Origin of the sequence: Klebsiella sp. RCJ4, from assembly GCF_009025755.1 — a bacterium.
Lineage (GTDB): Bacteria > Pseudomonadota > Gammaproteobacteria > Enterobacterales > Enterobacteriaceae > Klebsiella > Klebsiella michiganensis.
Window position 1 is genome coordinate 19,745 of record NZ_WCIN01000014.1, and the last position, 25,221, is coordinate 44,965.

General features: G+C 55.8%; 24 protein-coding genes. 20 read left to right on the forward strand and 4 right to left on the reverse strand.

Features of this window, described 5'->3' with window-relative positions; translation table 11 throughout:
- The first annotated feature begins 70 nt into the window (after positions 1-70).
- The 7 genes from mreC (at position 71) to fucR (ending at position 9,822) form a co-directional block, all read left to right on the forward strand.
- Positions 71-1,057, forward strand: coding sequence for a rod shape-determining protein MreC (mreC, locus tag F8562_RS05150; protein ID WP_004106252.1), 987 nt, complete (start codon positions 71-73; stop codon positions 1,055-1,057).
- Positions 1,057-1,545, forward strand: coding sequence for a rod shape-determining protein MreD (mreD, locus tag F8562_RS05155; RefSeq protein WP_004125830.1), 489 nt, complete (start codon positions 1,057-1,059; stop codon positions 1,543-1,545). Before mreC ends, mreD begins: the two co-directional genes overlap by 1 nt.
- A gap of 7 nt (positions 1,546-1,552) precedes the next feature.
- Positions 1,553-2,134, forward strand: coding sequence for a Maf family protein (locus F8562_RS05160; RefSeq protein WP_014839653.1), 582 nt, complete (start codon positions 1,553-1,555; stop codon positions 2,132-2,134).
- Between the two features lie 2 nt (positions 2,135-2,136).
- The gene (rng, locus tag F8562_RS05165; RefSeq protein WP_004125826.1) at positions 2,137-3,606 is read left to right on the forward strand and encodes a ribonuclease G; all 1,470 of its coding nucleotides are present in this window, start codon (positions 2,137-2,139) and stop codon (positions 3,604-3,606) included.
- Between the two features lie 79 nt (positions 3,607-3,685).
- Entirely contained in the window at positions 3,686-7,483 is a 3,798-nt protein-coding gene (gene yhdP, locus F8562_RS05170) for an AsmA2 domain-containing protein YhdP (RefSeq protein ID WP_014839652.1), read from the forward strand.
- Positions 7,484-7,571: 88 nt separating this feature from the next.
- Entirely contained in the window at positions 7,572-9,017 is a 1,446-nt protein-coding gene (gene tldD / locus F8562_RS05175) for a metalloprotease TldD (RefSeq protein WP_004854666.1), read from the forward strand.
- Positions 9,018-9,075: 58 nt separating this feature from the next.
- The gene (fucR, locus tag F8562_RS05180; protein ID WP_014839651.1) at positions 9,076-9,822 is read left to right on the forward strand and encodes an L-fucose operon activator; all 747 of its coding nucleotides are present in this window, start codon (positions 9,076-9,078) and stop codon (positions 9,820-9,822) included.
- Here fucR and aaeR read toward each other — a convergent pair.
- Positions 9,819-10,748: an HTH-type transcriptional activator AaeR gene (aaeR, locus tag F8562_RS05185; RefSeq protein WP_004854659.1), complete on the reverse strand. Its 930-nt coding sequence runs from the start codon at positions 10,746-10,748 to the stop codon at positions 9,819-9,821. The two genes, fucR and aaeR, sit on opposite strands and share 4 nt — an antisense overlap.
- Before the next feature lie 131 nt (positions 10,749-10,879).
- On the opposite strand from aaeR, the gene aaeX reads away from it, so the two are divergent.
- From aaeX to F8562_RS05205, 4 genes are all read left to right on the forward strand, one after another.
- The gene (gene aaeX / locus F8562_RS05190; protein ID WP_002918640.1) at positions 10,880-11,083 is read left to right on the forward strand and encodes a p-hydroxybenzoic acid efflux pump operon protein AaeX; all 204 of its coding nucleotides are present in this window, start codon (positions 10,880-10,882) and stop codon (positions 11,081-11,083) included.
- A 7-nt stretch (positions 11,084-11,090) separates the two neighbouring features.
- Entirely contained in the window at positions 11,091-12,023 is a 933-nt protein-coding gene (gene aaeA, locus F8562_RS05195; RefSeq protein ID WP_004854657.1) for a p-hydroxybenzoic acid efflux pump subunit AaeA, read from the forward strand.
- A 5-nt stretch (positions 12,024-12,028) separates the two neighbouring features.
- The gene (gene aaeB, locus F8562_RS05200) at positions 12,029-13,996 is read left to right on the forward strand and encodes a p-hydroxybenzoic acid efflux pump subunit AaeB (RefSeq protein ID WP_014227012.1); all 1,968 of its coding nucleotides are present in this window, start codon (positions 12,029-12,031) and stop codon (positions 13,994-13,996) included.
- Between the two features lie 139 nt (positions 13,997-14,135).
- Positions 14,136-14,411: a barstar family protein gene (locus F8562_RS05205; protein ID WP_004854654.1), complete on the forward strand. Its 276-nt coding sequence runs from the start codon at positions 14,136-14,138 to the stop codon at positions 14,409-14,411.
- 50 nt (positions 14,412-14,461) lie between these two features.
- Here the strand turns inward: F8562_RS05205 and yhcN-B are convergent, their stop codons facing one another.
- From yhcN-B to argR, 3 genes are all read right to left on the reverse strand, one after another.
- Positions 14,462-14,728 carry a DUF1471 family stress response protein YhcN-B gene (yhcN-B, locus tag F8562_RS05210; RefSeq protein WP_004106229.1) on the reverse strand — a complete coding sequence of 89 codons (267 nt, stop codon included), beginning with the start codon at positions 14,726-14,728 and terminating at the stop codon, positions 14,462-14,464.
- 102 nt (positions 14,729-14,830) lie between these two features.
- Positions 14,831-15,094 (reverse strand): peroxide/acid stress response protein YhcN, encoded by a 264-nt coding sequence (gene yhcN / locus F8562_RS05215; RefSeq protein WP_004106226.1) that lies wholly within the window; start codon positions 15,092-15,094, stop codon positions 14,831-14,833.
- 353 nt (positions 15,095-15,447) lie between these two features.
- Entirely contained in the window at positions 15,448-15,918 is a 471-nt protein-coding gene (gene argR / locus F8562_RS05220; RefSeq protein WP_004106225.1) for a transcriptional regulator ArgR, read from the reverse strand.
- Positions 15,919-16,331: 413 nt separating this feature from the next.
- On the opposite strand from argR, the gene mdh reads away from it, so the two are divergent.
- The 9 genes from mdh to F8562_RS05265 all read left to right on the forward strand — a co-directional run bounded on the left by mdh (position 16,332) and on the right by F8562_RS05265 (position 25,220).
- Complete coding sequence (mdh, locus tag F8562_RS05225; RefSeq protein WP_014227011.1) at positions 16,332-17,270, forward strand: malate dehydrogenase; 939 nt, start codon at positions 16,332-16,334, stop codon at positions 17,268-17,270.
- Positions 17,271-17,401: 131 nt separating this feature from the next.
- Complete coding sequence (locus F8562_RS05230; RefSeq protein WP_025108483.1) at positions 17,402-18,046, forward strand: GntR family transcriptional regulator; 645 nt, start codon at positions 17,402-17,404, stop codon at positions 18,044-18,046.
- A complete protein-coding gene (locus tag F8562_RS05235; RefSeq protein WP_014227009.1) occupies positions 18,018-18,683 on the forward strand; it encodes a GntR family transcriptional regulator in 666 nt (221 codons plus the stop codon). Before F8562_RS05230 ends, F8562_RS05235 begins: the two co-directional genes overlap by 29 nt.
- Before the next feature lie 210 nt (positions 18,684-18,893).
- Entirely contained in the window at positions 18,894-20,162 is a 1,269-nt protein-coding gene (locus tag F8562_RS05240) for an SLC13 family permease (protein WP_014839648.1), read from the forward strand.
- A gap of 32 nt (positions 20,163-20,194) precedes the next feature.
- The gene (ttdA, locus tag F8562_RS05245; RefSeq protein WP_014227007.1) at positions 20,195-21,094 is read left to right on the forward strand and encodes a L(+)-tartrate dehydratase subunit alpha; all 900 of its coding nucleotides are present in this window, start codon (positions 20,195-20,197) and stop codon (positions 21,092-21,094) included.
- Positions 21,094-21,711 carry a L(+)-tartrate dehydratase subunit beta gene (ttdB, locus tag F8562_RS05250; protein ID WP_014227006.1) on the forward strand — a complete coding sequence of 206 codons (618 nt, stop codon included), beginning with the start codon at positions 21,094-21,096 and terminating at the stop codon, positions 21,709-21,711. Before ttdA ends, ttdB begins: the two co-directional genes overlap by 1 nt.
- A 156-nt stretch (positions 21,712-21,867) precedes the next feature.
- Complete coding sequence (locus F8562_RS05255; protein ID WP_014839647.1) at positions 21,868-22,137, forward strand: oxaloacetate decarboxylase subunit gamma; 270 nt, start codon at positions 21,868-21,870, stop codon at positions 22,135-22,137.
- Positions 22,134-23,903: a sodium-extruding oxaloacetate decarboxylase subunit alpha gene (gene oadA / locus F8562_RS05260; protein ID WP_151891890.1), complete on the forward strand. Its 1,770-nt coding sequence runs from the start codon at positions 22,134-22,136 to the stop codon at positions 23,901-23,903. Before F8562_RS05255 ends, oadA begins: the two co-directional genes overlap by 4 nt.
- A 15-nt stretch (positions 23,904-23,918) precedes the next feature.
- Positions 23,919-25,220, forward strand: a complete 1,302-nt coding sequence (locus F8562_RS05265; RefSeq protein ID WP_151891891.1) for an oxaloacetate decarboxylase subunit beta — start codon at positions 23,919-23,921, stop codon at positions 25,218-25,220.
- The last annotated feature ends 1 nt before the right edge of the window (position 25,221 follow it).

A 25,221-nucleotide genomic window follows, 5' to 3' on the forward strand; every position in this document is an offset into this window, starting at 1 on the left:
TCAGCCTGAGATCCGGGTAGCTGGCCTACGGCTGCCCCGATCTTAACTGACACGAGAATACGCATAGCCTATGAAGCCAATTTTTAGCCGTGGCCCGTCGCTACAGATTCGCCTTATTCTGGCGGTTTTGGTGGCGCTTGGCGTGATAATCGCCGACAGCCGCCTGGGTACGTTCAGCCAAATTCGAACGTACATGGATACAGCCGTCAGCCCTTTCTACTTTGTCTCTAATGGTCCCCGGGAACTGCTGGATAGCGTTTCGCAAACGCTGGCCACCCGCGATCAGCTCGAACTGGAAAATCGCGCGCTGCGTCAGGAGTTGCTGCTCAAGAACAGCGACTTACTGATGCTGGGTCAGTACAAACAGGAGAACGCGCGTCTGCGCGAGCTGCTGGGCTCTCCGCTGCGCCAGGACGAGCAAAAAATGGTGACCCAGGTCATCTCAACGGTTAACGACCCCTATAGCGATCAGGTGGTTATCGATAAAGGCAGCGTTAACGGCGTCTATGAAGGCCAGCCGGTTATCAGCGATAAAGGCGTTGTGGGTCAGGTGGTCGCGGTCGCGAAGCTGACCAGCCGCGTGCTGCTGATTTGCGATGCCACGCATGCGTTACCGATTCAGGTACTGCGTAACGATATTCGCGTTATTGCCGCAGGCAACGGTTGTACTGACGATTTACAGCTGGAACATCTGCCGGCCAATACCGATATTCGCGTCGGCGACGTGCTGGTCACTTCGGGTCTCGGCGGCCGCTTCCCTGAAGGGTATCCGGTCGGGGTGGTTTCGTCCGTTAAGCTGGATACGCAGCGTGCGTATACGGTGATTCAGGCGCGTCCGACTGCCGGTCTGCAGCGCTTGCGTTATCTGCTGCTGCTGTGGGGCGCCGATCGCAACGGCGCGAATCCGATGACGCCGGAAGAGGTTCATCGCGTAGCGAATGAACGCCTGATGCAGATGATGCCGCAGGTTCTGCCTGCACCGGATGCGATGGGGCCGCAGATGCCCGCGCCGGCAACCGGTATGCCACAGCAGCCTCTGCCAGCAGGAGGGCAATAGTGGCAAGTTACCGTAGCCAGGGACGCTGGGTTATCTGGCTCTCGTTTCTTATCGCACTATTGCTGCAGATTATGCCCTGGCCGGCGGACATTAGCGTCTACCGGCCAAACTGGGTATTGCTTATCCTGTTGTACTGGATCCTCGCGCTACCCCACCGGGTTAACGTTGGCACAGGCTTTGTGATGGGCGCGATCCTCGATCTCATCAGCGGGTCGACGCTTGGCGTTCGCGCACTATCATTAAGTATTGTGGCTTATCTGGTTGCGCTAAAGTATCAACTGTTCCGTAACCTGGCGCTTTGGCAACAGGCGCTGGTGGTAGTCATGTTATCCCTCTCCGTGGATATCATTGTTTTCTGGGCAGAGTTTTTAGTGATCAACGTCTCTTTCCGTCCGGAAGTGTTCTGGAGTAGTGTAGTAAACGGTGTGCTCTGGCCATGGATTTTTCTGCTGATGCGTAAAGTGCGCCAGCAGTTTGCGGTGCAATAAGGTTGATATGACGACTCTGTATCTTGCTTCAGGTTCTCCGCGTCGGCAGGAACTGCTGACACAGCTTGGCCTCGCTTTTGAGCGCGTGGTTCCCGGTATTGAGGAACAGCGCCGCCCGCAGGAGAGCGCCCAGCAGTATGTGGTCCGGCTGGCGCGCGAAAAGGCCCAGGCTGGCGTCGCGCTGGCACCGCGCGATCTCCCGGTTTTAGGCGCGGATACCATTGTCATCCTTAACGGTGAAGTGCTGGAAAAACCGCGCGATGGCGGGCACGCCGCCGAGATGCTACGCATGCTTTCCGGAAAGACTCATCAGGTGATGACCGCCGTGGCGCTGGCTGATAAGCGGCAGACGCTGGATTGCCTGGTGGTCACGGAGGTCACTTTCCGCGTGCTCTCAGGGCAGGATATCGCCGATTATGTCGCCAGCGGCGAACCTTTAGATAAAGCAGGTGCATACGGTATTCAGGGGTTGGGTGGCTGTTTCGTCAGGAAGATAAATGGCAGCTATCACGCCGTCGTTGGCTTACCGCTGGTGGAAACGTATGAGTTGCTAAGTAACTTTAACTCACTGCGTGAAGAAAAGGGATAAAGATGACTGCTGAATTATTAGTTAACGTAACGCCATCAGAAACGCGCGTCGCTTACATTGATGGCGGTATTCTTCAGGAAATTCATATTGAGCGTGAAGCGCGACGCGGAATAGTAGGCAATATCTACAAGGGTCGTGTCAGTCGGGTGCTGCCGGGAATGCAGGCGGCTTTTGTAGATATTGGCCTGGATAAGGCCGCGTTTCTGCACGCTTCCGATATTATGCCGCACACCGAGTGCGTGGCGGGCGAAGAGCAAAAACAGTTCGCCGTACGCGATATCTCCGAGCTGGTGCGCCAGGGGCAGGATTTAATGGTGCAGGTGGTGAAAGACCCCCTCGGTACCAAAGGCGCCCGCCTGACCACCGATATCACCATTCCCTCTCGCTATCTGGTCTTTATGCCCGGCGCTTCGCACGTCGGCGTCTCTCAGCGTATTGAAAGCGAAGCGGAACGTGAACGCCTGAAAAAAGTGGTCTCTGAATACTGTGACGAGCAGGGCGGATTCATTATCCGTACCGCGGCGGAAGGCGTTCATGAGCAGGAGATGGCTGCTGATGCCGCCTATCTCAAGCGCGTCTGGACGAAAGTGATGGAACGCAAAAAGCGCCAGCAGACCCGATATCAAATGTACGGCGAACTGGCGCTGGCGCAGCGCGTGCTGCGTGATTTCGCCGATGCGCATCTTGACCGGATTCGCGTTGACTCTCGTCTGACTTACGAATCGCTGCTGGAGTTTACCGCCGAATATATTCCGGAGATGACCAGCAAGCTGGAGCACTACAGCGGCCGTCAGCCGATTTTCGATCTCTTTGACGTGGAAAATGAAATCCAGCGCGCTCTGGAACGCAAAGTTGAGCTGAAATCAGGTGGTTATCTGATCATTGACCAAACGGAAGCCATGACCACCGTTGATATCAACACCGGGGCATTCGTTGGTCACCGTAATCTTGACGATACTATCTTTAATACCAATATTGAGGCGACCCAGGCGATTGCCCGCCAGCTGCGGCTGCGCAATCTCGGTGGGATTATCATCATCGATTTCATTGATATGAATAATGAAGATCACCGCCGTCGGGTGCTGCACTCTCTTGAGCAGGCGCTGAGCAAAGACCGGGTTAAAACCAGCATCAACGGCTTCTCCCAGCTTGGGCTGGTAGAGATGACCCGCAAGCGTACTCGCGAAAGCGTGGAGCATGTGCTGTGTAATGAGTGCCCTACCTGCCACGGTCGCGGTACGGTGAAAACGGTGGAAACGGTGTGCTATGAAATCATGCGCGAGATCGTGCGCGTGCATCATGCCTACGATTCCGACCGGTTCCTGGTCTATGCTTCTCCTGCGGTAGCGGAAACGCTGAAAGGGGAAGAGTCGCACGCGCTGGCAGAAGTCGAGATCTTTGTCGGTAAGCAGGTCAAAGTGCAAATTGAACCGCTCTATAATCAAGAGCAGTTTGATGTAGTAATGATGTAATCATCCGTTTTGCTTGCTGATGTCGGGATAAAGAGGCGGGCAAAAGGATGACGCGTAACAGGCTGACAAGGAGAGATGCGTGAGGCGACTGCCCGGGATATTACTGCTCACCGTGGCAACATTGATTGTTGTCGTCGCACTGCTGGTGAGCGGTCTGCGTCTCGTTCTGCCGCAGTTAAACAGCTGGCGTCCGCAGGTGCTGGAAAAAGTCTCCGCGATGGCCGGCGTACCGGTCGATGCTTCAAATATTGTCGCCAGCTGGCAGACTTTTGGCCCGACGCTTGATGTCCGCGATGTTAAGGCCGGCCTGAATGATGGCGGCGAGCTTTCCGCTAAACGCGTCACCCTGGCGCTCGACGTCTGGCAAAGCCTGCTGCATATGCGCTGGCAGTTTCGCGATCTGACCTTCTGGCAGCTGCAGGTTCATACCAATACCCCCATTCAAACGAATAATAGCGGTGAAGGGCTGAAAACCGACCGTATCAGCGATCTTTTCCTCCGCCAGTTCGATCACTTTATTCTTCGCGATAGCCATCTGAGCTTTCTGACCATCTCCGGCCAGCGTGCGGAGCTCGCCATTCCGCAGCTTACCTGGCTGAACGGTAAAAATCGCCATCGCGCGGAGGGGCAGCTTAGCCTCAGCAGCCTGACCGGCCAGCACGGCGTGATGCAGGTGCGAATGGACCTGCGCGATGAAGACGGCCTGCTCAATAAGGGGCGCGTCTGGCTTCAGGCGGATGATATCGACGTTAAGCCGTGGCTTGGGCGCTGGATGCAGGACAACATCGCCCTGCAGAGCGCGCGGTTTAGCCTGGAAGGCTGGATGACTATCGACAAGGGCGATGTCGCCAGCGGCGATGTATGGTTGAAAAAAGGCGGCGCTAGCTGGCAGGGCGATAAAGAGAAGCACCATCTGTCGGTTGATAATCTGACGGCGCACATCTATCGCGATAATCAAAGCTGGGGCTTTCGCATCCCTGATACGCGCATCTCAATGGATGACAAACCCTGGCCGCGCGGCGCGCTGTCGATGGCGTGGATCCCGGCTCAGGATGTGGGCGGAAAAAATGGTCAACGCAGCGATGAGCTGCGCATTCGCGCCAGCAACCTTAACCTTAGCGGTCTGACCGGGCTGCAGCCGATGGCGGATAAACTGGCTCCGTCGCTGGGCGAAATCTGGCGTACGACGCAGCCGGACGGCAAAATCAATCTTCTGGCGCTGGATATTCCGCTGCAAATGGCGGAAAAAACGCGCTTCCGGGCGGACTGGAGCGACATGTCCTGGAAGCAGTGGAAGCTGCTGCCAGGGGCTGAGCATTTCTCCGGCAACATTGCCGGGAGCGTAGAAAACGGTACTCTGCATGCCAGCATGACGCAGGCGAAAATGCCCTACGAAACGGTCTTTCGCGCGCCGCTGGAGATCGCCAAAGGCGATGCGACCCTCAGTTGGGTGAAGAATGACAAGGGTTTTATGCTCGATGGTCGCGATATTGATGTACAGGCTACCGGCGTTCGCGCTCGCGGTGGGTTCCGCTATCTGCAGCCGCAGGGCGACGAACCCTGGCTCGGTATTCTGGCCGGTATCAGTACCAACGATGGCGGACAGGCCTGGCGCTACTTCCCGGAAAATCTGATGGGCAAAGCGCTGGTGGATTACCTCAGCGGAGCCATTAAAGGCGGTCAGGCCACCGATGCGACGCTGGCTTATGGCGGTAACCCGCATCTTTTCCCGTACAAGCATAATGAGGGGCAATTCCAGGTCACGGTGCCGCTCAAGAACGCCACCTTTGCCTTTCAGCCTGACTGGCCCGCGCTTACCGGGCTTAATATCGACCTTAACTTTATCAATGATGGGCTATGGATGAAGGCCGATAAGGCGATGCTCGGCAACGTGACCGCCAGCAATCTCGATGCGGTGATTCCCGACTATTCGCGAGAAAAGCTGCTGATTGATGCCGACGTTAACGGCCCGGGTAAAGAGGTTGGCCCTTATTTTAACGAGACGCCGCTGAAAGAGACGCTGGGCGCGGCGCTGGATGAGCTCCAGCTGGACGGTAATGTTAGCGCTCGCTTACATCTTGATATCCCCCTGGATGGCGAGATGACCACCGCTAAAGGTGATGTCCGGCTGAACAATAACAGATTGTTTATCAAGCCTATCGATACCACATTGCAGAACCTGAGCGGTAAATTCAGCTTTGTAAACGGCGACCTGAAAAGCGAACCGATGAGCGCGAGCTGGTTTAATCAGCCGCTGAATCTTGATTTCTCGACCACCGAAGGCGCGAAAGCATTTCTCGTGAACGTCGGGATGAACGCCAGCTGGCAGCCTGCGCGTACCGGTTTATTGCCGAAATCCCTGGACGGCACCCTGAGCGGCAGCGTGCCCTGGGACGGAAAAGTCGCGATTGAGCTTCCGTATCGCGGTAGCGCGGCCTATAAGGTTGACCTCAACGCTGACCTGAAGAGTGTAAGTAGTCACTTACCTGCGCCGTTAGATAAGCAGGCCGGGGAGCCGTTGCCCGTAAAAATCAAGGTCGATGGCGGCTTAAGCAGTTTTAAACTGGCCGGCTCCATGGGGGCGAAGAATCATATTAATAGCCGCTGGCTGCTGGGTCATAAGCTGACCCTGGACCGCGCTATTTTAACCACGGACAGTAAAGCCGTTTCTCCGCTTCCCGAGCAGCCAGGCGTGGAGTTGAATATGCCGCCGATGGATGGCGCGCAGTGGCTGGCGCTGTTCCAGGGCGGAGCGGCGAATGACGTCAGCAGTAATCTCGTCTTCCCGGAGCAGGTCACGCTGCGAACGCCGGCGTTAACGATGGCGGGCCAGAGCTGGAATAACGTTAGCCTTGTCTCCCGGCCCGATGCCGGGGGAACGAAGATTGAAGCCCAGGGGCGTGAAGTCAACGCAACCCTGACGATGCGGAAGAACGCCCCGTGGCTGGCGGCCATTCGCTATCTCTACTACAACCCAACGGCGGCGAAAAGCCGCGGGACAGAAAAAAGCAGCGCCCCGCTGGCCGATACCAACATTGATTTCCACGGCTGGCCGGACCTTCAGCTTCGCTGCGCCGAGTGCTGGCTGTGGGGGCAAAAATATGGCCGTATCGAAGGGGATTTTGATATTCGCGGCGATACCCTGACGCTGGCGAACGGACTGGTCGATACCGGTTTTGGCCGTCTGACGACCGATGGCGTATGGGTGAGCGCGCCGGCGGGCGTACGAACCTCTTTGAAAGGTAAGCTGCACGGCAATAAAACCGACGATTTCGTGAACTTCTTCGGCGTCTCCACGCCGGTAAAAGGTTCGTCGTTTGATATCGATTATGACCTGCACTGGCGTGCGCCGCCGTGGCAGCCCGACGTTGCCTCGCTTAATGGGATCCTCAAAAGCCGTCTTGGAAAAGGCGAATTTACCGACCTCAGCACCGGTCATGCCGGCCAGCTTCTGCGTTTGTTGAGCGTTGACGCGCTGCTGCGCAAGCTGCGCTTCGACTTTAGCGATACGTTCAGCGAAGGGTTCTACTTTGATTCCATTCGCAGTACGGCGTGGATTAAAGACGGCGTTCTGCATACCGACGATACGCTGGTCGATGGTCTGGAAGCGGATATCGCCATGAAGGGGTCGGTGGATCTCGTGCGTCGTCAGCTGGATATGCAGGCCGTGGTCGCGCCGGAGATTTCTGCGACCGTGGGCGTCGCCGCGGCCTTTGCCGTTAACCCGATTATCGGCGCCGCGGTCTTTGCTGCCAGTAAGGTACTGGGGCCGCTGTGGAACAAGGTCTCTATTTTGCGCTATCGCATCACCGGTCCTATCGATCAGCCGCAAATTAACGAAGTGCTGCGCCAGGCGCGGAGCGACAAAAAGCAATGATTTGACGATTGTGCGTAATTGCCGCACTCTCAATAGATAGCCTTTTTTATTTCCGCCCCTGAGGCGGCAACAAACGAGTAGCAAAACGATGAGTCTGAACCTGGTAAGTGAACAATTACTGTCGGCAAACGGCCTGAATCATCAGGATCTGTTTACCATTCTTGGCCAGCTGGCCGAGCGCCGTCTGGATTACGGCGATCTCTATTTTCAGTCGAGCTATCACGAGTCCTGGGTTCTTGAAGACAGCATCATTAAAGATGGTTCGTACAATATCGACCAGGGCGTTGGCGTCCGCGCGGTGAGCGGGGAAAAAACCGGCTTTGCCTATGCTGACCAGATTAGTCGACTGGCGCTGGAACAGAGCGCACAGGCGGCCCGCACCATTGTACGCGACCATGGGGATGGTAAAGTGCATACCCTTGGCGGGGTGGAACATCGTTCCCTCTATACCAGCATCGATCCGCTGCAAAGTATGAGCCGGGAAGAGAAGCTGGATATTCTGCGCCGGGTGGATAAAACCGCCCGCGCGGCCGATAAGCGGGTGCAGGAAGTTTCCGCCAGCCTGACCGGCGTCTACGAGTTAATTCTTGTCGCCGCCACCGACGGCACGCTGGCGGCGGACGTTCGCCCGCTGGTTCGCCTTTCCGTCAGCGTGCTGGTGGAAGAGGATGGCAAACGCGAGCGCGGCGCCAGCGGCGGCGGCGGCCGCTTTGGCTACGACTATTTCCTGGACTCGCAGGATGGCGACGTTCGCGCGGATGTTTGGGCGAGAGAAGCCGTGCGTATGGCGCTGGTCAACCTGACCGCCGTCGCGGCGCCTGCCGGGATGCTGCCGGTTGTGCTGGGCGCGGGCTGGCCTGGCGTCCTGCTGCATGAAGCCGTCGGTCACGGCCTGGAAGGTGACTTTAACCGTCGCGGGACGTCGGTATTCAGCGGCCATATGGGCGAACTGGTGGCCTCTGAGCTGTGCACCGTAGTGGATGATGGCACCATTGCTCACCGTCGCGGCTCCCTTGCCATTGATGATGAAGGCACGCCGGGCCAGTATAACGTTTTGATCGAAAACGGCATTCTCAAAGGCTATATGCAGGACAAGCTCAACGCCAGGCTGATGGGCGTGGCGCCAACCGGTAACGGTCGTCGCGAATCCTACGCGCACCTGCCTATGCCGCGTATGACCAACACCTACATGCTGGCGGGGAAATCTACGCCGCAGGAGATTATCGAATCGGTCGATTACGGCATCTACGCGCCGAACTTCGGCGGCGGTCAGGTGGATATCACCTCCGGGAAATTTGTCTTCTCCACGTCTGAAGCCTACCTGATTGAAAAAGGTAAAGTGACCAAAGCGGTGAAGGGCGCGACGCTTATCGGTTCAGGTATCGAAGCGATGCAGCAGATTTCGATGGTGGGGAACGATCTGAAGCTGGACAGCGGCGTCGGCGTTTGCGGCAAAGAGGGCCAGAGCGTACCGGTTGGCGTCGGTCAGCCTACGCTCAAAGTGGATAAACTCACCGTCGGCGGTACCGCCTGATACTTCTCAATGCGCTTTCGCCCGCGGCGAAAGCGCAAATCACCTCCGCGGAGTCGCGATGAAAGCCGCGCGTCAGCAGCAGATAGTCGAACTACTCAACCAGCATCACACCTTAACCACCGAAGCGTTGTCCCATCTGCTGCAGGTCAGTATCGAGACCATTCGTCGCGATTTGAGCGAGCTGCAGAAGCGGGGGCGTATTCAGCGTAGCCACGGGCAGGCGCGCGTTCTCCAGCGTAACAATCACAACGGCGAGCAGCCTTTTCAGCGCCGCGTGAAAAGCCATTATGCCCATAAATCTGATATCGCGCGTACGGCGCTGGCGTGGATTGATGAAGGGATGACGATCGCGCTGGATGCCAGCTCAACCTGCTGGTTTCTGGCGCGTCAGCTACCGAATATGACCCTGACGGTGTTTACCAATAGCCATCCGGTCTGCGTAGAGCTGGGCCGCCGTGAGCGGATCCAGCTGATCAGCGCCGGGGGGCAGCTCCTGCGTCAGTATGGCTATTACGTTAATCCGGCGCTGTTCTCTCAGGTCAAATCGCTGGAGATCGATCTGTTTATTTTTTCCTGCGAGGGGATCGATAACGATGGCGTACTCTGGGATTCCAGCGCCAATAATGCCGCCTACAAATCGCTGCTTCTGAAACGTGCGGCACAGTCGCTATTATTAATCGACAAAAGCAAATTTGATCGTTCCGGCGAGGTGCGTATCGGCAATCTCCGCGACGTAACGCAGATTATTTCCGATGCCGGGCCCGATAATCTGTTCTTACCCTCTGTGGCGGGCTCGGGCCGCTAGCGGGCAATCCCCCGGCCGTGCATCCCCTGGTAAATCTTCGCCACCCCGACGAAATACTCAGTCAGGTAATTAATGCATACCTGTACCTTCAGCGGTAGCTTATCTTTCTCGGTATACAGCGCGTATACCGGTCGCGGATCGGACTGGTAGCTCGGCAGCAGGATCTCCAGTTCGCCGCGGTTGATCTCTTCGATCGCCCACATCAGCGGAACGTAAGCCACGCCGACGCCTGCCGTCAGCCAGCGCACCAGCGTCATCGGATCGTTGGTGACGAATCTGCCCTGAGGGATCAGCTTGGTTGAAATCCCTTCCGGAGCGATGATTTCAAATTCGTTATCCGGCCGGACGCTGTATTCCAGCCACGAGTGGCTGGCGAGATCCGCCGGTTTTTCTGGACATCCGGCGTGCTGAAGGTAGCTTTTTGCCGCGCAGAGCACCATCGGCATGGAGCCCAGGCGGCGGGAAAAGAGGCTGGAATCCTGCAGCGCTCCCACGCGAATAACCACATCCAGGCCGTCCGCAATCAGGTCCGGCGCGGGAATGCCTGTGACCAGATTGATTGAGAGACCCGGGTGCTCTTTGAGCATATCGGCGGTTATGCGAGCCAGGACATTCTGTGCCATAGTTGAAGAACAGCCGATGCGCAGCGTACCGATGGGCGTATTGTTAAACGCGTACAGCTGTTCATGGACATCCTGGACTTCGAACAGCATTCGCCGACAGCCTTGATAATATATTTTTCCCGCTTCTGTTAAGCCAAGGCTGCGCGTACTGCGGTTGAGCAGCTTAACCTGCAGTTCATCTTCCAGTTTGGCTACCGTCTGGCTGATGGAAGAAACGCTCATCTGGAGCTGGCGGGCCGCGGCGGTGAATGAACCTAATTCGACCACTCTGGCAAAAACGGACATGCGTTTTAATCGTTCCATTATTCACTCTGGCTTAAAAGTGATTTAGATCACACATTATAGATAAGACCGCAATTGTTACGTTACTATATAGTTAGCTTAATAATAAACGCATCGCGCATATCACCTGTACGCTTCTTATCAAGGTCATCATGAGTCTGTTTCCTGTCATTGTGATTTTCGGCTTGTCGTTTCCGCCGATCTTCTTTGAATTGCTATTGTCGCTAGCCATCTTCTGGCTGGTGCACCGCCTGCTGGTTCCAACGGGCATCTATGATTTTGTCTGGCACCCGGCACTGTTTAATACCGCGCTATATTGCTGCCTGTTTTATCTGATATCACGTTTGTTCGTTTGAGGTTGATGTGAAAACACTAACAAGAAATATCCTCCGTACCGCAATCACTGTGATACTGGTTATCCTTGCATTTATGGCGATTTTTCGCGCATGGGTGTATTACACCGCCTCGCCCTGGACGCGCGATGCGCGTTTTAGTGCGGATATTGTGGCCATCGCTCCCGATGTCTCCGGCCTGATTTCGCAGGTGAATATCAAGGATAACCAACTGGTTAAGAAAGACCAGGTTTTGTTCGTCATTGACCAGCCGCGTTACCAGAAGGCGTTAGCCGAGGCTGAAGCCGATGTCTCCTACTATCAGACTCTGGCGCAGGAGAAACGCGTCGAAGCCGGCCGTCGTAACCGCCTTGGCGTCCAGGCCATGTCCCGGGAAGAGATAGACCAGGCGAATAACGTTCTGCAAACCGTTGAGCATCAATTAGCCAAAGCGACGGCAAGTCGCGACCTGGCGAAGCTTGACCTTGAACGTACGGTGATTCGCGCCCCGGCTGACGGCTGGGTGACCAACCTGAACGTTTACCGCGGCGAGTTTATCACCCGAGGCTCCACCGCGGTTGCGCTGGTGAAGCAGAATACCTTCTATGTTATGGCCTATCTTGAAGAGACCAAGCTTGAGGGCGTGCGCCCCGGTTTTCGTGCTGAAATTACCCCGCTGGGAAGCGTACACACCCTCAGGGGCACCGTCGACAGCATTGCTGCAGGCGTCACCAATGCCAGCAGCAGCAGCGATTCAAAAGGGCTGGCCTCTATTGATTCTAACCTTGAATGGGTACGTCTGGCACAGCGGGTGCCGGTACGTATTCGCCTCGATCAACAGCAGGGCAATCTCTGGCCTGCGGGTACCACCGCGACGGTGGTGATTACCGGTAAAGAGGATCGCGATACTCGCCAGGCAAACTTCTTCCAGAAACTGGCGATGCGCCTGCGTGAGTTCGGTTAATCGCCATGGGGATCTTCACCATCGAACTCCGGCATCTCCGCTTCGCCGTTAAGTTAGCCTGCGCGGTGGTGCTGGCGTTATTCGTCGGTTTTCATTTTCAGCTGGAAACGCCGCGCTGGGCGGTGCTTACCGCCGCCATCGTTGCTGCCGGCCCGGCGTTTGCCGCAGGCGGGGAGCCTTACTCCGGGGCGATCCGCTATCGCGGGATGCTGCGTATCGCCGGCACCTTTATCGGCTGTATCGCCGCGCTGGCGATCATCATCCTGATGATCCGCGCCCCGCTGCTGATGGTGCTGGTATGCTGCCTGTGGGCCGGATTCTGCACCTGGATCTCCTCGCTGGTGCGGGTTGAGAACTCCTATGCCTGGGGCCTGGCGGGCTATACCGCGCTTATCATTATTATCACTATTCATGAAGAGCCGATGCTGGCGCCGCAGTTCGCCGTTGAGCGATGCAGTGAGATTGTCATCGGTATCGTCAGCGCCATTGTGGCCGACCTGCTGTTTTCTCCGCGTTCGATTAAAAAAGAGATCGACCTTGAACTGGATAATCTGCTGATCGATCACTATCGCCTGATGCAGCTTTGCGTGGCGCATGGTGATAAAGATGACGTCGATAAGGCCTGGAGCGCGCTGGTGCGTCGTACCAACGGGCTGGAAGGGATGCGCGGCAACTTGATCATGGAGTCCTCGCGCTGGGCAAAAGTGAATCAGCGGCTGAAGGCGATCAATACCCTCTCTCTGACCTTAATTACTCAGGCCTGTGAAACCTATTTGATTCAGAATACCCGGCCTGAGATGGTGACGGATGATTACCGCGAGCTGTTTGCTGAACCGGTCGAGACCGTGCAGGACGTGCACCGCCAGCTAAAGCGGATGCGCCGCTTCTTGACCTGGAAGGGAGAGCACAATACGCCGGTAACAATCTACAGCTGGGTAGGCGCTGCGACGCGCTATCTGCTTTTGAAGCGGGGCGTGGTCGGCAATACCAAAATCAGCCGTATTGAAGAGGAAGTGCTGCAAGGCGAAGTGGTGGTGAAGGCGGAATCCGCCGAGCGGCACCATGCGATGGTCAACTTTTGGCGTACGTCTATCTCCTGTATCCTCGGTACGCTGTTCTGGCTGTGGACCGGCTGGACTTCAGGAAGTGGGGCGATGGTCATGATTGCGGTTGTCACGGCCTTAGCGATGCGTTTACCTAATCCGCGGATGGTGGCTATCGATTTCCTCTACGGCACGCTGGCGGCGTTACCGCTGGGGGCGCTGTTTTTCCTCGTGATTATGCCCGCGACGCAGCAAAGTATGCTGCTGCTGTGTATCAGCCTGGCGGTGATGGCCTTTTTTATCGGTATTGAAGTGCAAAAGCGGCGGCTCGGTTCGCTGGGGGCGCTGGCCAGCACCATTAATATTCTGGTGCTCGACAATCCGATGAAGTTTGAATTCAACCAGTTTCTTGATAGTGCCCTGGGCCAGATCGTCGGATGCTTCCTTGCGCTGATGGTGATCCTGCTGGTGCGTGATAATTCGCAGGCCCGTACCGGCCGCGTGCTGCTCAACCAGTTTGTCTCGGCGGCGGTATCATCGCTGACCACCAATATGGCGCGACGTAAAGAGAACCACTTGCCGGCCCTGTATCGTCAGCTCTTTTTGTTGCTGAATAAATTCCCTGGCGATATCGCCCGCTTTCGTCTGGCGCTGACCCTGATTATCGCGCATCAGCGTCTGCGCGATGCGCCGGTACCGATAAATGACGATCTGTCGGCCTTTCACCGGCAGCTGCGCCGTACCGCGGATCGCGTCATTTCAGCCAGTAGTGATGATAAGCGCCGCTACTATTTTGCCCGCTTGCTTGATGAACTGGATATCTACCAGCAAAAATTACAGCATTGGGAAGCCTCTCCGCAGGTGACCGAGCCGGTACGCAGGCTGGTGGAGATGCTGCATAAGTACCAGCATGTGTTAACCAACAGCTAACCGCCAGAACCGACGCCGAAGCGTCGGTTTTTTTATCGCTATACTTAACGCTCAGAGTATGAATTCCGCCGTCAGAGTGGAACTACACGCCGGGATGACCGGGCTATGAAAAGTTGCAGGTGTGGACGGGATGCGGGCAATGACTACCTATACCTTTGATTTTGATGAAATAGCTGAGCAGCAGGATTTTTATCGTGAGTTTTCTCGTACCTTTGCTTTAGCGCGTGAGAAAGTGAATAACCTGGATTCTCTGTGGGAGGCCGTGACCGCCGGGCTGTTACCCTTACCGCTGGAGATTGAGTTTATTCATTTAAGCGATAATCAGCGCCGGCGTTTCGGCGCGTTAATTCTGCTCTTTGATGAGGCGGAAGAGGAGCTGGAAGGGGAGCTGCGTTTTAATGTGCGGCAGTCATAAAAAAGCCCCCGACGGAGCGGGGGCAAGTCGTCGGATAAGACGACGAGGGTTTATTTGTACAGCTCAGCCGTAGCGTGCCAGTTATCGCCGGTACGGGCTTCAATAATACGGTAGCTGCTGGCGCCTTCTTTCTCAGCTTTAGCCGCCAGTTCCTGACGCATATCCATCGGCGCGCTGCCTACCTGAGAAACGGAAACGGTGCCCATGGACTGCAGATTTTGCGCCTGTTCGGCGTTCACTTGATTAACGGCGGCGTTTGCGCCGAAAGAGAGAACGGAAGCCAGACCCAGGGATGCGATGATAATTGCGCTTTTCATAATTTTTTCTCCAACCTTCATATTTGCAGCGGCGGGAGGCTTAATGAACCTGGGGCCGCTGGAGAGATTCTGTTTCAGTTAATGACCGACAATCGTTAAATCTTATTTATAAAGTTCAGCCGTTGCGTGCCAGTGGTCACCGGTACGTGCTTCAATAATGCGGTAGGAAGAAGCACCTTCTTCTTGTGCTTTTTTGTTCAGCATTTCGTGCATATCCATCGGGGAAGAACTTACCGCGCCGACGGAAACGGTGCCGATTGCCTGACGGCCTTGAGCCTGTTCGCTGTTGATAGAGTCAGCGGCGAAGGCGCCAAAAGACAGAACGGAAAGGATGCTTAATGCTGCTACAGTGGTTTTGATTTTCATGATGTTCACCTCGTCGAATCTTTTTGTTGGGGCCTTTGTTTCGTGACCCTCATCACAAAATCAAGTATACACTAATCACCGAAAAAATTAATACCTTGCTAATTGTTTTTCATGTAAATAATTACAAAGAAATGTCTTTTTTATAACATATAAGAATTAGAAATGTCTTTTCTTCGCCATGTGTGGTCATTATGGCTAATAAAATCATAAGGATAGGTGAATTTGATCTTTTGTGCGCTTAAGCCGGTTTCATCACGTAAATGAATGTATAGAAGCGGAAAAACACACAAAATGTTAAAGAAATGATAATTTTTTGAAGGGATACCCTCTGGCGCTAACCAGAGGGAAGGGCATCAGAGTTCCTGCTCAAACAGGACGAGAATGGCGTCATGCAGCTCTTTAACGGTAAAACCTCTGGCCGGGGTGGTAAAGATAGTGTCATCACCCGCAATGCTGCCGAGAATCCCTTCGGCTTTGCCAAGGGAGTCCAGAAGCCGGGCGATCAGCTGCGCTGCGCCTGGGCTGGTATGAATAACCACGACCGAATCGTTATAATCGATATCCAGCACCAGGTTTTTTAGCGGGCTGGAGGTCGTCGGGACGCCAAGCTCGGCGGGCAGGCAGTAAACCATTTCCATTTTGGCGTTACGCGTGCGTACGGCGCCAAACTTGGTGAGCATACGTGAGACTTTCGATTGGTTGATATTATCGAAGCCTTCCTCTTGCAGGGCCTGAACGATTTCACCTTGAGAGCTGAATTTCTCTTCTTTAAGCAGCGCTTTAAACGCTTTAACCAGTTCTTCTTGTTTTGCCGAACTACGCATAAGTCACCCAATTATGGTGGTAAAAACAACATCATTATGCATAAACATGCATTTTTATGCAAATAATCCGCAGGGGAGAAGCGTAAATAATGTTATGAAGGGCGCATATTTTAGCAAAAAACCCTAATAAGGAACATGCTTTCGTCACGGCGCGCAAATTGCCACAAAAGTAAATGAAATGTTATTAAATGATGTTGTTCTGCTCAATGCGCTGGGTGTATTGTAACCAACAGTCGATCCGGTACTACGCTTTGCTGGATGGTCAGTCTCAGGGAGGAAAATGCGAAGCTGCTGCATCGCTGCGCACGACCACGCAATCTTCAGCCATAATTATTGTAATTGTTCATCTTGTGAATTAAGGTCCAGGCGACGGAGTAACGAAAGACTATTTTAACCATAATAAGGAGTTTAGGATGAAAGTTGCAGTCCTCGGCGCCGCTGGTGGAATTGGCCAGGCGCTTGCCCTACTACTTAAGACCCAACTGCCTTCAGGTTCAGAACTCTCGTTGTACGACATTGCTCCGGTAACCCCGGGCGTGGCGGTTGATCTAAGCCATATCCCTACCGATGTAAAAATCAAAGGTTTTTCCGGCGAAGACGCCACCCCTGCGCTGGAAGGCGCTGATGTGGTGCTGATATCCGCGGGCGTAGCGCGTAAGCCCGGCATGGATCGCTCCGATTTATTCAATGTTAATGCCGGTATTGTGAAAAATCTGGTACAGCAAATCGCCAAAACCTGTCCGCAGGCCTGCGTCGGGGTGATTACCAACCCGGTGAACACCACCGTGGCGATTGCCGCAGAAGTGCTGAAAAAAGCCGGTGTTTACGATAAGAACAAGCTCTTTGGCGTTACAACGCTGGATATTATCCGCTCGAATACCTTTGTTGCCGAACTGAAAGGCAAATCTTCATCAGAGGTTGAGGTTCCGGTGATTGGCGGCCACTCAGGCGTGACTATCCTTCCTTTATTGTCACAAATTCCGGGCGTCAGCTTCAGCGAGCAGGAAGTGGCCGATTTGACTAAGCGCATTCAAAATGCCGGTACTGAAGTTGTGGAAGCAAAAGCCGGTGGCGGCTCAGCAACGCTCTCGATGGGACAGGCCGCCGCGCGATTCGGTCTCTCCTTAGTTCGCGCCATGCAGGGAGAGAAAGGGGTAGTGGAATGCGCCTACGTTGAAGGTGATGGTCAATATGCCCGTTTCTTCTCACAGCCGCTGCTGTTAGGCAAAAATGGCGTAGAGCAGCGTCAGTCTATCGGCACGCTGAGCGCGTTTGAGCAGCAGGCGCTGGAGGGGATGCTGGATACGCTGAAGAAAGATATCGCCCTTGGCGAAGACTTTGTGAATAAATAACGTTTCATGAAAAGAAAAGCCGGAGCCTGGGTTCCGGCTTTTTTATGGCTTTCTCCCACCCCTGAATGACTCAACCTGCTGGTAAATCTGCTAAACTCCCCGCGTCTTGAGCGGTAATAAACGAGGACGTTGTGAAAAAAATCGAAAGAAAGCAGACCAGGGACCACATTACGCAAATGCTCCGTTACGAGATCCTTTCCGGTAGCATGAAACCGGGGGATGAACTCGCGCAGGAGAGTATTGCGGAACAGCTGGGGCTTTCTCGTATGCCGGTTCGGGAAGCGCTACAGGCCCTTGAGCAGGAAGGGTTTCTGGTGCGTTTGCCAAACCGCCATATGCAGGTCGCCAGGCTGGCGCCTGACCACGTCAGCCATATTTTCCGGGCCATTGCGGTGATGGCAACGGAGCTTTTTTCATTGGTACCCGCAGCGGCGGGCGAATCGCTGGCGGCCAGCGCGCGCGCGCTGGGGCATCCCGGTGAGCGAGCGCGAGAGCTGGCGTTCCACGAGACGCTCATTTCTTATATTGATAATCGCTATCTGGAAAAAATTTATCAGCAGTTTTTGGATGGTTATATCGGTTATGTCATTCTGTATCTGAAAGAGGATAATCAGGAGTCGGCGCAAATACTCAGCTCTCTGATGGAGGCTATTCGTCAGGGCGATCGCGCCGAGATCGCGCAGGAAACGCAGCGTTATTTCCTCTCTCTGGCAGAAATAATGCGTCAACACATGAAGGATTGGGAAAGTGCAGAAGCCTCGATTAGGGAAAATTAAGCTTCTTTCAGCGAAAGAGCAGGTCGCGGCAGTATTACGTAAAGCTATACTGTCGCGAGATTTAGTTGAAGGGCAAGAAATTACCCTTGAAGGGATCGCCACCATGGTCGGCGTGTCCAGTATGCCCGTGCGTGAAGCGTTTCAGATACTGGCTGCGGATGGGCTGATTAAAGTCCGGCCCAATAAAGGGGCGGTCGTGCTGGGAATTAATGAACAAACGATCCGCGAGCATTATGAGATTCGCGCGCTGCTGGAGAGTGAAGCAGTCGCTAAAGCGTGCCGTCCCGGGACGGACATTTCGCGCATTGCCGAAGTGCATTACTCTGCGGAAAAAGCGCTGGCGGAAAATAACTCAGCTGAATATTCAGACCTGAACCAGGCGTTTCATATGGAGATATGGAACGCGGCGGGAAATGGCAAAATGAAGCTGCTGCTCAGCAATATGTGGAACGGGCTTTCGATGGGGCATAAGGTCACTGAGGAAGAGTACGCGATCATTTCCATCCGCGAGCACAAGGGGATTTTACAGGCCCTGGAGCAGCATAATGAAGCGCTGGCGCGCCAGCGAATGCGCGAGCATATCATCCGTTCGATGGAGAATATGCTAACGCGCTACGTCGAAGAACCCTCCGCTTGATCGCATCGCCTGTAGGATCGCTGCAGGCGTCTTATTTATTCATTTCATAAATAAGTTTCGATAAGTGACTGCTTTCGCGAGATTTTGATAAAGATCTCAATCCTGAAGCTTTCGAAAAAAACGCGTTGACTTACTCTTTGTATGGGAATAATTTCCCTCCCGTCAATATTGGATACAATATCATATATCATTGATGGGATAACTATAAATATGGAACCGATTACCATTACCCTATGTTTGCTGGTGTTTGCTATCGCCATGTTCGTGTGGGAAAAAATCCCCCTTGCGGTCACGTCTATGGTGGTTTGCGTCGCGCTGGTGCTCACCGGCGTGCTCAATCTCAAGCAGGCTTTCGCCGGTTTTATCGACACCAACGTTATTCTCTTCGTCGCCATGTTTATCGTCGGCGGGGCGCTATTTGAAACCGGGATGGCGAATAAGGTGGGGGGCGTGATTACGCGCTTCGCGAAAACGGAAAAACAGCTGATTTTTACCATTATGGTCGTGGTTGGCGTGATGTCCGGTTTTCTCTCCAATACCGGTACCGCAGCCGTACTGATCCCGGTCGTTATCGGCGTGGCGGCGAAATCAGGCTTTGCCCGTTCCCGGTTGCTGATGCCGCTGGTTTTTGCCGCCGCGCTCGGCGGTAACCTGTCGTTGATTGGCGCGCCGGGCAACCTGATTGCGCAGTCAGCTTTGCAGAATATTGGCAGCGGTTTTGGCTTTTTTGAATATGCCAAAGTCGGTTTACCGATGCTGATTTGCGGCGTTATTTACTTCCTGACCATCGGCTATAAATTCCTGCCCAATCACCCGAACAGCGGTGCAGTTGGCAGCATCGGTGAACAGCGCGATTACAGCCACGTTCCGCGCTGGAAGCAAATCCTCTCTTTGGTTGTTCTGATCGCCACGATCCTCGGCATGATTTTCGAAAAGCAGACCGGTGTGAGTCTGGCGGTAGCGGGCTGTATCGGCGCGCTGGTGCTGGTGGTTACCGGCGTACTTACAGAAAAGCAGGCCTATAAAGCCATTGATTCTCAGACCATTTTTATCTTCGGCGGCACGCTGGCGCTGGCGAAAGCGCTGGAAATGACCGGGGCGGGAAAACTGGTGGCGGATCACGTGATTGGCATGCTGGGACAAAACTCTTCGCCGTTTATGCTGCTGGTGGTGGTCTTTGCGCTGTCCATCATTATGACTAATTTCATGTCCAACACCGCGACCGTCGCGCTGTTAGTACCGGTGAGCCTGTCGATTGCCGCGGGCATGGGCGCCGATCCTCGTGCGGTGCTAATGGCGACGGTTATTGGCAGTTCTTGCGCCTACGCTACGCCAATCGGTATGCCTGCCAACATGATGGTGCTGTCGGCAGGTGGCTATAAGTTTGTCGACTACGCCAAATCCGGCATCCCTCTGATTATCGTTTCCACCATTGTCAGCCTGATTCTGCTGCCAATCCTTTTCCCTTTTCATCCGTAATGAACGGAAGCTGTCCTGACTAAGGAGCCTGTATGAGCAAAAGTGAACAGATATCCCATATGACCAATGTGATGGCCAAATTTGTGGGGTATACCGGCAAAGTCTTACCTGATGACGTCACTGCAAAACTGGAAGATTTGCATAAGAAAGAGACCAGTAAACTGGCTGACGTTATCTTTACGACCATGATTGAGAACCAGCGTCTGGCAAAGGAGCTGGATCGCCCTTCCTGCCAGGATACCGGCGTGATTCAGTTTCTGGTGGAGTGCGGGGCTAACTTCCCGCTGATCGGCGAGCTGGAAGCGCTGCTGCGTGAAGCGGTGATTAAAGCGACCGTGGATTCCCCGCTGCGCCACAACAGCGTTGAGACTTTTGATGAATACAATACCGGCAAAAACGTGGGTAAAGGCACGCCGACGGTGTTCTGGGAGATTGTCCCCAATTCTGACCAGTGCAGCATTTATACCTATATGGCTGGCGGCGGCTGTTCCCTGCCGGGGAAAGCGATGGTGCTGATGCCGGGCGCGGGTTATGAAGGCGTTACCCGCTTTGTTCTCGACGTGATGACCAGCTACGGTTTGAACGCGTGTCCGCCGCTGCTGGTCGGCGTGGGCGTGGCGACCTCCGTTGAAACGGCGGCGCTGCTGTCGAAAAAAGCGCTGATGCGTCCGATCGGTTCGCATAATGAAAATGAACGTGCGGCCTCGCTGGAAAAAATGCTGGAAGACGGTATTAACAAAATTGGCCTTGGGCCGCAGGGGATGTCCGGTAATACCTCCGTTATGGGCGTGAATATTGAAAACACCGCGCGTCATCCTTCCACCATTGGGGTGGCGGTGAACGTGGGCTGCTGGTCGCACCGGAAAGGGCATATCGTTTTTGATAAAGACTTGAACTACACCATTATGTCTCACAGCGGAGTGAATTTCTGATGACGAAAAAAATCCTTACTACGCCAATTAAAGATGAAGATTTAGCCGATATTAAAGCTGGCGATATTATTTATCTCAATGGCCATATTGTTACCTGCCGTGATGTGGCGCACCGTCGCTTAATTGAAGGTGGCCGTGAATTACCCGTTGATGTTAGCGGCGGCGCTATTTTACACGCCGGGCCTATTGTCCGTCCGATTAAAGGCGAAGACGATAAGTTTGAAATGGTCTCCGTCGGACCAACGACCAGCATGCGCATGGAAAAATTCGAAAAAGAATTTATTGCAAAGACCGGCGTGAAATTAATTGTTGGTAAAGGCGGTATGGGGAAGGGCACTGAAGAGGGCTGCGCGGAGCATAAAGCGCTGCACTGCGTATTCCCGGCCGGCTGCGCGGTAGTAGCCGCGGTGTGCGTCGAAGAAATTGAAGATGCGCAGTGGCGCGATCTGGGGATGCCGGAAACGCTGTGGGTATGTCGGGTGAAAGAGTTTGGCCCGTTAATTGTTTCTATTGATACTCATGGTAATAACCTGTTTGAACAGAACAAAGTTATTTTCAATCAGCGTAAAGAGATTGTCGCTGATGAAATATGCCAGAACGTAAGTTTCATCAAATAAACCTGATTACGTAAATTGCACGGTAATGGTGGTAATACATTATGACGATAATAATAACCAAGGGTTCTGGCCGGGGGCGGCTCAGGGAAATCCACCCTTGTTATTTCTTCGTCATAAATAGCACCATTATCGTGCCTCCTGCCTGAAGGCTATTTTATGACTGATGCAGCACTGCTATTAGGTGAAGGCTTCACCCTGATGTTTCTCGGCATGGGGTTCGTGCTGGCGTTTCTGTTTCTGCTGATTTTCGCCATCCGCGGCATGTCCGCCGCCGTCAACCGCTTCTTCCCGGAACCGGCTCCCGCGCCGAAGGCCGCACCCGCCGCCGTAGCGCCCGCTGACGACTTCGCCCGCCTGGCGCCGGTGATTGCCGCCGCTATCCACCACCATCGCCGCTTAACCCTTAATTCACGGAGGAATCCATGACCGTTGCCATTACCGATGTCGTCCTGCGCGACGCCCACCAGTCCCTTTTCGCCACCCGCCTGCGCCTCGACGATATGCTCCCCGTTGCGGCCGCCCTCGATGACGCGGGCTACTGGTCCCTTGAATGCTGGGGCGGCGCCACCTTTGACGCCTGCATCCGCTTCCTCGGCGAGGACCCCTGGGTCCGCCTGCGCGAGCTCAAAAAGGCCATGCCGAAGACCCCGCTGCAGATGCTGCTCCGCGGCCAGAACCTGCTCGGCTACCGCCACTACGCCGATGACGTGGTGCAGCGCTTCGTTGAGCGCGCCGTCAAAAACGGCATGGACGTGTTCCGCGTCTTCGACGCCATGAACGACCCGCGCAATATGCAGGCCGCCCTGCAGGCGGTGCGCAGCCACGGCGCCCACGCCCAGGGCACGCTCTCCTACACCACCAGTCCGGCCCACACCCTGCAGACCTGGCTCGACCTGACCGAACAGCTGCTGGAGACCGGCGTCGATTCCATCGCGATTAAGGATATGTCCGGCATTCTCACCCCGATGGCGGCCTTCGAGCTGGTGAGCGAAATCAAAAAACGCTATGACGTCAGGCTGCACCTGCATGCTCATGCCACCACCGGGATGGCGGAGATGGCCCTGCTGAAGGCCATCGAGGCCGGCGTCGACGGCGTCGATACCGCCATCTCTTCCATGAGCGCCACCTACGGCCACCCGGCCACCGAGGCGCTGGTGGCGACGCTGGCAGGCACAAAACACGACACCGGGCTGGATATCCTGAAGCTTGAGAGCATTGCGGCGTACTTCCGCGAGGTGCGCAGGAAATACCACGCCTTTGAAGGCCAGCTGAAGGGCACCGACAGCCGTATCCTCGTGGCCCAGGTGCCGGGCGGGATGCTCACCAACCTCGAGGGCCAGCTGAAGCAGCAGAACGCCGCCCACCGTCTGGATGAGGTGCTGGCGGAAATCCCCCGCGTGCGCGAGGACCTCGGCTTTATCCCGCTGGTCACCCCGACCTCGCAGATTGTCGGCACCCAGGCGGTGCTTAACGTGCTGACCGGCGAACGCTACAGAACCATCGCGAAGGAGACCGCCGGGATACTGAAGGGCGAGTACGGCCACCCCCCGGTGCCGGTGAACGCGGCATTACAGGCGCGCGTGCTGGACGGAGCAGAGGCCATCACCTGCCGTCCGGCGGACCTGCTGAAGCCGGAGCTGGCGCAGCTGGAAGCCGACGTGAAGCGCCAGGCGCAGGAGAAGAATATTCAGCTTGCCGACAACGCCATCGACGACGTGCTCACCGTGGCCCTGTTCCCGCAGGTCGGCCTGAAGTTCCTTGAGAACCGCCACAACCCGGCGGCGTTCGAGCCGCTGCCGCAGGCTGAAGAGGTCAAACCGGCGGTGAAAGCAGAGAAACCGGCCGCCTCCGGCGTCTACACCGTGGAAGTGGAAGGTAAGGCCTTTGTGGTGAAGGTCAGCGACGGCGGCGATATCAGCCCGCTGACGGCAGCGGCCCCCGTTCAGGCCACGGCCCCCGCAGCCGCCCCGGCAGGTGCCGGCACCCCGGTGACCGCGCCGCTGGCGGGCACCATCTGGAAGGTCATTGCCACGGAAGGCCAGACGGTGGCCGAGGGCGACGTGCTGCTGATTCTGGAAGCCATGAAGATGGAAACCGAAATCCGCGCCGCGCAGGCCGGGACCGTGCGCGGTATCGCGGTGAAATCCGGGGACGCGGTGGCTGTGGGCGACACCCTGCTGAGCCTGGCGTAAGGAAGAGGAACGGAAATGGAAAGTCTGAACGCCCTGATTCAGGGCATGGGGCTGATGCACCTCGGCGCCGGCCAGGCCGTCATGCTGCTGGTGAGCCTGCTGCTGCTGTGGCTGGCCATCGCGAGGAAGTTCGAGCCGCTGCTGCTGCTGCCGATTGGCTTCGGCGGTCTGCTGTCGAATATCCCGGAGGCCGGGCTGGCGCTGACCGCCCTGGAGAGCCTGCTGGCGCACCACGACGCCGGACAGCTGGCGGTGATTGCCGTGAAGCTCCACTGTACGCCGGATGTCCACGCCATCAGGGAGGCGCTGGCGCTGGCCCTGCCGTCGGTGCAGGGGCAGATGGAGGAGCTCGCCGTGGATATGGGCTACTCCGCCGGGGTGCTGGCCATCTTCTATAAGGTCGCCATCGGCTCGGGTATCGCCCCGCTGGTGATTTTTATGGGCGTCGGGGCGATGACCGACTTCGGCCCGCTGCTGGCCAACCCGCGCACCCTGCTGCTGGGGGCGGCGGCGCAGTTCGGCATCTTCGCCACGGTGCTGGGGGCGCTGACGCTGAACTACTTCGGCATCATCAGCTTCACCCTGCCGCAGGCGGCGGCCATCGGCATCATCGGCGGCGCGGACGGGCCGACGGCGATTTATCTGTCGGGCAAGCTGGCGCCGGAATTACTCGGGGCCATCGCGGTGGCGGCGTACTCGTATATGGCGCTGGTGCCGTTAATCCAGCCGCCGATTATGAAGGCGCTGACCAGCGAGAAGGAGCGGAAAATCCGCATGGTGCAGCTGCGCACGGTGAGTAAGCGGGAAAAAATCCTCTTTCCGGCGGTGCTGCTGCTGCTGGTGGCGCTGCTGCTGCCGGACGCGGCGCCGCTGCTGGGGATGTTCTGCTTCGGCAACCTGATGCGCGAGAGCGGGGTGGTGGAGCGCCTGAGCGACACGGTGCAGAACGGGCTGATAAATATCGTGACCATTTTCCTCGGGCTGTCGGTGGGGGCCAAGCTGGTGGCGGACAAGTTCCTGCAGCCGCAGACGCTGGGGATACTGGTGCTGGGGGTGATTGCGTTCTGCGTGGGGACGGCGGCGGGGGTGCTGATGGCGAAGCTGCTGAACCTGTGCAGCCGGAACAAAATCAACCCGCTGATTGGCTCGGCCGGGGTGTCGGCGGTGCCGATGGCGGCCAGGGTATCGAACAAAGTGGGTCTGGAGTCGGACGCGCAGAACTTCCTGCTGATGCACGCGATGGGCCCGAACGTGGCGGGGGTGATTGGCTCGGCGATTGCCGCCGGGGTGATGCTCAAGTACGTGCTGGCGATGTAAA

What these genes read in the sequence shown, in the direction of transcription:
- ttdA (WP_014227007.1), top strand. Translation starts at nt 20,195, where the DNA reads ATGAGCAAAAGTGAACAGATATCCCATATGACCAATGTGATGGCCAAA.
- yhcN (WP_004106226.1), bottom strand. Translation starts at nt 15,094, where the DNA reads ATGAAAATCAAAACCACTGTAGCAGCATTAAGCATCCTTTCCGTTCTG.
- yhcN-B (WP_004106229.1), bottom strand. Translation starts at nt 14,728, where the DNA reads ATGAAAAGCGCAATTATCATCGCATCCCTGGGTCTGGCTTCCGTTCTC.
- F8562_RS05255 (WP_014839647.1), top strand. Translation starts at nt 21,868, where the DNA reads ATGACTGATGCAGCACTGCTATTAGGTGAAGGCTTCACCCTGATGTTT.
- oadA (WP_151891890.1), top strand. Translation starts at nt 22,134, where the DNA reads ATGACCGTTGCCATTACCGATGTCGTCCTGCGCGACGCCCACCAGTCC.
- mdh (WP_014227011.1), top strand. Translation starts at nt 16,332, where the DNA reads ATGAAAGTTGCAGTCCTCGGCGCCGCTGGTGGAATTGGCCAGGCGCTT.
- argR (WP_004106225.1), bottom strand. Translation starts at nt 15,918, where the DNA reads ATGCGTAGTTCGGCAAAACAAGAAGAACTGGTTAAAGCGTTTAAAGCG.
- F8562_RS05205 (WP_004854654.1), top strand. Translation starts at nt 14,136, where the DNA reads ATGACTACCTATACCTTTGATTTTGATGAAATAGCTGAGCAGCAGGAT.
- ttdB (WP_014227006.1), top strand. Translation starts at nt 21,094, where the DNA reads ATGACGAAAAAAATCCTTACTACGCCAATTAAAGATGAAGATTTAGCC.
- fucR (WP_014839651.1), top strand. Translation starts at nt 9,076, where the DNA reads ATGAAAGCCGCGCGTCAGCAGCAGATAGTCGAACTACTCAACCAGCAT.
- aaeR (WP_004854659.1), bottom strand. Translation starts at nt 10,748, where the DNA reads ATGGAACGATTAAAACGCATGTCCGTTTTTGCCAGAGTGGTCGAATTA.
- rng (WP_004125826.1), top strand. Translation starts at nt 2,137, where the DNA reads ATGACTGCTGAATTATTAGTTAACGTAACGCCATCAGAAACGCGCGTC.
- tldD (WP_004854666.1), top strand. Translation starts at nt 7,572, where the DNA reads ATGAGTCTGAACCTGGTAAGTGAACAATTACTGTCGGCAAACGGCCTG.
- aaeB (WP_014227012.1), top strand. Translation starts at nt 12,029, where the DNA reads ATGGGGATCTTCACCATCGAACTCCGGCATCTCCGCTTCGCCGTTAAG.
- mreC (WP_004106252.1), top strand. Translation starts at nt 71, where the DNA reads ATGAAGCCAATTTTTAGCCGTGGCCCGTCGCTACAGATTCGCCTTATT.
- F8562_RS05265 (WP_151891891.1), top strand. Translation starts at nt 23,919, where the DNA reads ATGGAAAGTCTGAACGCCCTGATTCAGGGCATGGGGCTGATGCACCTC.
- F8562_RS05160 (WP_014839653.1), top strand. Translation starts at nt 1,553, where the DNA reads ATGACGACTCTGTATCTTGCTTCAGGTTCTCCGCGTCGGCAGGAACTG.
- aaeX (WP_002918640.1), top strand. Translation starts at nt 10,880, where the DNA reads ATGAGTCTGTTTCCTGTCATTGTGATTTTCGGCTTGTCGTTTCCGCCG.
- F8562_RS05240 (WP_014839648.1), top strand. Translation starts at nt 18,894, where the DNA reads ATGGAACCGATTACCATTACCCTATGTTTGCTGGTGTTTGCTATCGCC.